Raw genomic sequence first — 5,496 nt, forward strand, 5'->3', positions numbered from 1 at the left:
CATCACACTTCTGAAAAACAAAAATCGATATTTTTTCTAATATTTTCAGTTACTTACAAGCGTTGCGGTGCTCAGAATGCCATTTGCCGACCGTCCCTCAAGAGGATATACCAGTCGGTCACTGCTGAAGAAGCAGAAAGCGAGCTTAGCGCTTTTGAAAGCGCGTGGGGAGAGAAGTTTCCTTCCATAGGCAAGTCCTGGCGCAAAAACTGGGATAACCTGATTACCCTTTTCGACTACCCTAAAGAGGTCAGGAAAGCGATTTACACGACGAATGCTATAGAGTCGCTGAATAGCGTCATCCGAAAGGCCATAAAAAACCGGAAAATATTCCCAACGGATGATGCGGTTCTGAAGGTTATTTACCTGGCGACAGAAAAAGCATCGGCCAAATGGACTATGCCAATAAGGGACTGGAAAGCGGCCATGAACCGGTTTGAAATTATGTTTCCAGACCGGATCAAGGTGTAAACAAGTAATGGCGTTTACACAGAATTATTTACAGGCTCAAGCTGTCAGCGTGAAGTAAAGCTGTTGCTCATGGATGTTAAACTCGGGTCGCGAATAAAGCTCTTCAACTTCTGTATCCGATAATAGCTGAATACGTTTTTGGTTTTTCTTCATTGCCAGCCTTGATTAAGGCCCGTCGGCCAACGCCACTAAACAACCTCTCGTTCGACCAGGTGATTGAGCGGCACCATGCGTTTGTGTAATACACCAAATACCACCAACACCCCCTCATGCATCAGGTAGTAGATGACATGGCTCCCATGAGGAAAACTCAACACATTCGAACCGACTTCTGGCCGGTGTTTTCCGAGGGATGGCGTTTCAGTAAGCAGGTGAATGGTTTCTCGGAGTTCCGATAAGTATTTTCTGGACTGCTCAGTTCCCCATTGTGCTACTGTGTACCTGCGAATTTCGATCAGGTCAGATTGTGCATCCGGGGTAAAACGATAGGTGGACATCAGTCATGTTGTCCTGATTCCAGCTCATCAAAGAATGCATCGCCGTCAGCCAGTTTGCCTGCTGCAATATCTGCCTTGGCCTGAGCAACCCTTAACTGCAACATTTGCAATTTGAGTTCCTCAATGCTTTTGTATTCATCGGCTGAGATAACGACGGCAACGGGCTTGCCATTCTTGCTGATTTGAACCGGGCTGCGCTGTGCCTTTAGCAGCATATCTCCAAAATGGGTTTTCGCTTCATTGGCTGAAAGAGCGTGCATCGTTTTTAATCTCTCTGATATCGTTCGATTCGTTTATTATAATCGAATCAATCCATTTTAGCCAAAACTGTAAGCTATCAATAAGTATACTTATTGATAGTATTGAAAAATAACTATCAAAACTACTATCATAAGTGATCAATCAAATTCTTTAAGGATATTTGATAGCTTATGCCCCAAATTGGTTATGCTCGTGTAAGTTCCACAGGTCAAAGTTTGGAAGTTCAGCTGGCGAAATTGACCCAAGCAAAGTGCGACCGGATTTATCAGGAAAAACGAAGTGGCCGGACTGCCGAACGTCCTGAATTTCAGGCGTGCATGAATTATCTGCGAGAAGGCGACACGTTGGTCATCACTCGACTTGACCGTCTTGCCCGATCAGTGGTTCACCTTGCACAACTTGCTAAACGGTTCCAACAAGAAAACATAGACCTGCTTGTCCTGGATCAAAACATTGATACCAGCACGTCCACTGGTAGGCTTATGTTCAATATGCTTGCATCCATAGCTGAGTTTGAAAATGACCTTCGTACTGAACGGCAGGCTGAAGGTATTGCCAAAGCCAAAGAGAATGGAGTGAGGTTTGGCCGCCCCCCCAAACTGACAGATGCTAGGTGTGAAGAAATATATTCGCGACGGATGTCTGGAGTTACGATTGGCCAATTGGCCAAAGAATTCAGGTTAGGTGAAGCCACGATTTATCGGGCATTAAATACCGTAAAGAAATCTGGCACCATACCAGAGCTGAAAACTACAAGGGTGATACTGTGGCTTCAGGTTGAAAACAATAGCAATTTTGTCCGTGGAAAAGGAAAGTCTCGCCAGCACATTGAAGACTACATCCTGAGTAACTATGGTGCAACAAAACTGGTAAAAGATGGTTGGGAGTACGAACTCACTATTCAATACACAGATGACGAAGACCTAGAACAGCAAATCTATGACCTATCTGCTGAAATGAGCAGCGAGGCTGATTTACGAAATGGCTTTGTGGAGTGTAATTTCAGTGAAATTGGAACTGACAGGTCATGGTAGATTATGGTTACTCGTCATTTTCGAGGGTTCTTCCACAGGACCCGCGTAAGGCAATAAAACTACGGAAAATCTTTCCTTCAGATGATTCTGCATTGAAAGTGATTTATCTGGCAACAGAAAGGGCATCCTCCAAATGGACAATGCCCGTCAGGGACTGGAAGTCAGCCATGAACCGGTTTGCTATTATGTTTCCAGACCGGATCAAGGCGTAAATAATAAGTGGCGTTTACACAGAATTATTTACAGGCTCTCACCCTCGCGGGTTTCGGCTTGTATGTGCCTCTGCGAATACGCTGGAGAAGACCATTAAGGTTCTCATTCAGCTTCTCGCCATAGGCAGCTTTTGTCATGCGGTCAATACCAGCGGCTTTATTCCCGTCCAACCGAAAGAATTGTCCCTTCAGCATACTGGCATTCAGCAGGTGTCCAAGGTTATTGAACACCATTTGTCTATCGTATGCTGACTTCTCACCTATGCGCTCAAGTTTCGTTAACCATGATTGCCCGTCGTTGCTGAGTACGGTCATTGTTTCTCTCTCACGCTCGATCTATCTGTCAGCCCTTCGCTCCACGGTCATTACCCGATTCATTGCTACTATGGCTGACTCCGACTTCCATAGAGCCATGTGCAAAGTCTCGTGTTTTGCCCTTCGCATACTCAATCCATCGAGAGCCCTATGGATCTCCTGGGTTCCGTCACATATCTCTACAAACTCGCCAACGCCTGTGACCCCGGCGGTTAATCGCCTTTGGCATCTCGCTAGCCTTGGCCTCCGGTGATTTATTGCTTGCCAGGTGGACTAACCTGTCAGCTTCCACGACCCTACCATTTCGGGGTTATCACGTTCACCATTCGGTTTCGGCTCGAATGTTTCGCTGTCTACGCTTCACCCTCCAAGTTACCCGGGAGGGCGCAAGACTCGCTACTTGGTGGTGCTAGCTTCACCTTCCAAGACAGGACTTGCACCAGCAAGATATGCGCAGCTTTTCCCAGCGCACAGCCCAATGGAACGGAAACGTACTCCAAGGGCTAGAAGCCCCTATTTCGAGAAAGGCTCAGCCACTGAGTTTTTCCTTTACGGTCACAGTGCTTCTCCCATCCTCAGGATTCTAACGGTTAAGGCAATTTATTATCGTATCCAACGGTTTCCAGAAACTGCTTCAGCAAGCCTTCCTGCTCCTTGCTGGTTTTCAGGCTACCGCGCATTTCAGCAGCAGCTTCCTGTGCCTCTTTCAACTCTTTTTCAAGGCGTTTCGTGTTGGCAACCATACCGTCCATTTGCTCCTTGAGATTTTTTACTTGTCCTTCGAGTGAGGCTTTCTCCGAGTTGGCGTTCAACAAATCAGTACGGTATTTCCGGTTCTCCTGGTGAACCTCTTCGTAACGTTCCCGCTCTTCAGAACACTGCTTACTCAGGCGGTCGTTGTCGCCTGACAGCCGGTGATTTTCGTTCTCAAGGCGCTGGTTTTCAGCCTCAAGCTCGATGTTTTGCTCATTGGCAGCAGCCAGCTCGCCCTCAATAAACGCATTCTCTTTTTTAGCCTCCTCTTCAAGCCGCTGCTTCAGAGCCTCCTGGTACTCAATGGCTGCCTGATTAACGTGACGCTCAATAATGCCCTTTAGTTCTTCCGCTACCTCACCACCAACAGCAATGACAGGGCGTTTCTTGGCACGATACTCACGCAACACAGGAGAAATGTAGCTGAAGCTTGTACCGCCCAGGTGCTCTTTCACTGCATTCATACTAAGCTTTGTGCCGGTTGCGTCCACCGCTTCACACGCTGCCCAGATTTCGTGCCACTTTTGTTCTGAAATGTTAACCGCCATACCTGCCTGCCTGCCTGCCTGCCTGCCTGCCTGCCTGCCTGCCTGCCTGCCTGCCTGCCTTTGTGTATTTTTCGTATATTTTTAGTGTATATACATTTCATACATCTTGCAAGCTAAAAGTGTATTATTCTGTATATCTGTGCAATGTATAAAATACACTACATATGTATATTATATGATTTTAAATATACAGTTTTATACACTATCTTACTGCTGGTAAGCACAACTACCGGTAAGAGTGTATTTTGTGGCTATTTTTGCATTCTTTTTTTGTATTCAATGCATTGTGCATTTATAATAATATTAAGCATTCATAAAGAGTGTGTTTTGCAGGAGTGACGTTATGGCAATGATGACGCTTAGAGATATCCCGGATGAGCTTCACAGTGCCCTGAAGGCCAGGGCGAAGCGAAATAACCGAAGTCTGGTGGCTGAGGTTCGGAACATTCTTAAAGAGGTTCTTCAACCTGAGGATCGGGTTTTGATGGGTGATGCCCTGGTTAATGCCGGACGGGATATCGGTTTAACGGATGAGGAGGCTGATACCCTGGAACGTAGCCGGGATAAGACGCCAGCGGAACCGGTGAAATTCGAATGATATTACTCGATACTAACATTGTTTCGGAAACCATGAAGCAGACACCTGATCCGCTTGTAGTGGCATGGCTGAATGAGCAAATCAGTGAAACGCTCTATCTGTCCAGTGTGACGCTGGCTGAATTGCTGTTTGGCATTCTTGATCTACCTGAGGGTCGTCGAAAGAAGCAGCTAGGCCAGGCTGTGGATCGATACACCGCTCTTTTCAGTGGGCGTATCCTGGAGTTTGATGTTGCCGCTGCGAAGAAATACGCAGAGCTGGCAGTACTGGCCAGAAAAAGGGGGCGGGGATTCCCCGTGCCTGATGGCTATATTGCCGCCATTGCTTCCGTACATGGATTCCGGGTTGCTTCCCGAGATGTTGCACCGTTTGAAGCGGCTAACGTTGATGTCATTAACCCTTGGAAAAAGAAGAGTTGCTACGCAGGTCACCTCCCTAGCTGTGGTTGACCTGCGATTTCAAATGAGTTTTGGTTTAAGTACACATAGAGCACCCAATAAAGGCTGATTTTTTCTCTCCTGGTCTTCTATTTTCTTATTTTCTTATTTTCTATGGTGCATTATTAATAATGGATTATTCTTTAATGTCCGTTCTTAAAACCCAATAACCCAACCGGCAAACCCGCACCTGACACTTTCATTTTGAAACTTGGCTCTGGGTCAGCTCCCTGAGAGAGTTACTATAATCAATAATGGATTATTAATTAATTAGAACTTACGCATTGACAGCACCGACAAAAAATGGCCTTAACCAGTCTTTTCCCTCTGAGAAGTCCTTTATAAACTCCCAAGTGGCTTCTTTGAGGGC

At 46.3% G+C, this 5,496-nt stretch carries 8 protein-coding genes and 1 pseudogene; 5 read left to right on the forward strand and 4 right to left on the reverse strand.

Features of this window, described 5'->3' with window-relative positions:
• Nucleotides 1-471: transposase (locus V4C51_RS16885; protein WP_330927350.1), on the forward strand; the 471-nt coding region annotated here is incomplete at its 5' end.
• 188 nt (nt 472-659) lie between these two features.
• Here V4C51_RS16885 and V4C51_RS16890 read toward each other — a convergent pair.
• Nucleotides 660-968 (reverse strand): type II toxin-antitoxin system RelE/ParE family toxin, encoded by a 309-nt coding sequence (locus tag V4C51_RS16890; protein ID WP_330927351.1) that lies wholly within the window; start codon nt 966-968, stop codon nt 660-662.
• Nucleotides 968-1,228 (reverse strand): type II toxin-antitoxin system Phd/YefM family antitoxin, encoded by a 261-nt coding sequence (locus V4C51_RS16895; RefSeq protein WP_330927352.1) that lies wholly within the window; start codon nt 1,226-1,228, stop codon nt 968-970. Before V4C51_RS16895 ends, V4C51_RS16890 begins: the two co-directional genes overlap by 1 nt.
• A 171-nt stretch (nt 1,229-1,399) precedes the next feature.
• Between V4C51_RS16895 and V4C51_RS16900 the strand changes: the two genes are divergently transcribed.
• Complete coding sequence (locus V4C51_RS16900) at nt 1,400-2,263, forward strand: recombinase family protein (RefSeq protein WP_330927353.1); 864 nt, start codon at nt 1,400-1,402, stop codon at nt 2,261-2,263.
• A 44-nt stretch (nt 2,264-2,307) separates the two neighbouring features.
• A pseudogene (locus V4C51_RS16905) lies at nt 2,308-2,475 on the forward strand (IS256 family transposase); the annotation flags it as partial.
• Between the two features lie 24 nt (nt 2,476-2,499).
• Here the strand turns inward: V4C51_RS16905 and V4C51_RS16910 are convergent.
• Together V4C51_RS16910 and V4C51_RS16915 are read right to left on the reverse strand one after the other, a co-directional pair.
• Nucleotides 2,500-2,790 (reverse strand): hypothetical protein, encoded by a 291-nt coding sequence (locus V4C51_RS16910; protein ID WP_330927354.1) that lies wholly within the window; start codon nt 2,788-2,790, stop codon nt 2,500-2,502.
• Nucleotides 2,791-3,380: 590 nt separating this feature from the next.
• A complete protein-coding gene (locus V4C51_RS16915; protein WP_330927355.1) occupies nt 3,381-4,091 on the reverse strand; it encodes a DNA-binding protein in 711 nt (236 codons plus the stop codon).
• Nucleotides 4,092-4,434: 343 nt separating this feature from the next.
• Here V4C51_RS16915 and V4C51_RS16920 point away from each other — a divergent pair, with 343 nt between their 5' ends.
• Both V4C51_RS16920 and V4C51_RS16925 read left to right on the forward strand, forming a co-directional pair.
• Nucleotides 4,435-4,689 (forward strand): FitA-like ribbon-helix-helix domain-containing protein, encoded by a 255-nt coding sequence (locus V4C51_RS16920; RefSeq protein WP_330927356.1) that lies wholly within the window; start codon nt 4,435-4,437, stop codon nt 4,687-4,689.
• Nucleotides 4,686-5,138 carry a type II toxin-antitoxin system VapC family toxin gene (locus V4C51_RS16925; RefSeq protein WP_330927357.1) on the forward strand — a complete coding sequence of 151 codons (453 nt, stop codon included), beginning with the start codon at nt 4,686-4,688 and terminating at the stop codon, nt 5,136-5,138. The genes V4C51_RS16920 and V4C51_RS16925 overlap by 4 nt, the downstream gene beginning before the upstream one ends.
• The last annotated feature ends 358 nt before the right edge of the window (nt 5,139-5,496 follow it).

It is taken from the genome of Candidatus Sororendozoicomonas aggregata (assembly GCF_031528575.1).
Lineage (GTDB): Bacteria > Pseudomonadota > Gammaproteobacteria > Pseudomonadales > Endozoicomonadaceae > Endonucleibacter > Endonucleibacter aggregata.